At 72.0% G+C, this 822-nt stretch carries 1 protein-coding gene; it reads right to left on the reverse strand.

What is annotated here, in order from left to right:
• Nucleotides 1–93 precede the first annotated feature (93 nt).
• Nucleotides 94–585 carry a MarR family winged helix-turn-helix transcriptional regulator gene (locus WN71_RS39355; RefSeq protein WP_046592628.1) on the reverse strand — a complete coding sequence of 164 codons (492 nt, stop codon included), beginning with the start codon at nucleotides 583–585 and terminating at the stop codon, nucleotides 94–96.
• Between the last annotated feature and the right edge of the window lie 237 nt (nucleotides 586–822).

Consider the following 822-nt stretch of genomic DNA (forward strand, 5'->3'; position numbering starts at 1 on the left):
GGAACTGCGCGACCAGCCACGACGCACCCGCGCGGACGGCACCCGCACGGGGAGCACCCCGGAACCCCGTCGAGCCGGCCGCGGGCCAGACCGCTACTTCTCCAGGCCCTGGTTCAGCTGATGCAGCAGCCGCGCCAGCTCCGCGACCTCGTCCGGATTCCAGTGGGACAGCTTGCTGACGTAGCGCGCGCGGCGCGCCTCGCGGACCCGGCTCACCCGCCGGCTCCCCTCGTCCGTGAGGTGCACCAGCCAGGCCCGCCCGTCCGCCGGGTCCGGCTCACGGGCGACCAGGCCGAGTTCCTCCAGGGCACGCAGCTGACGGGACATCGTGGCCTTGCCGACACCGATGTAGGCCGCCAGCTCGGTGGCCCGCTGCCGCCCGCATTCGTCCAGACGGACCAGCAGCCCGTACGCGGCGGACTCCAGCTCCGGGTGGACCTCCCGGGCCATCTCCGTCTGGTTGGCCCGGGCGCGCCGCAGAAAGACGGTCAACTCCCGTTCCAGGGCGGGGAACTCCGGGTGCGCACCACTCGGCAGCGCCTCGGGTTCGCCCCGCCGCCCGCCGCCGTTTCCGTCCTCGTGCACGTCAGCCCCTCTGCTCACGTTTCCCGCTCGTGAAAGTTTCCGCCGGACGCCGTCATCGCCGCAGCTTGGCCAGTATTTCGCAGGCGTAGACCAACGGCAGCCGCCGGACCCCCTTCCCACCTGGCGTTCTACGTGCGTAGCTTCACTTACGAGGCCCTTAATGGCATGTCCGCGCCACAAGTGTGACGGGCCGGCACCGATCCGTCCCTCCCCTCCACCCACCCCCCTCCCCGGCGG

This window comes from Streptomyces mangrovisoli (genome assembly GCF_000974985.2).
Lineage (GTDB): Bacteria > Actinomycetota > Actinomycetes > Streptomycetales > Streptomycetaceae > Streptomyces > Streptomyces mangrovisoli.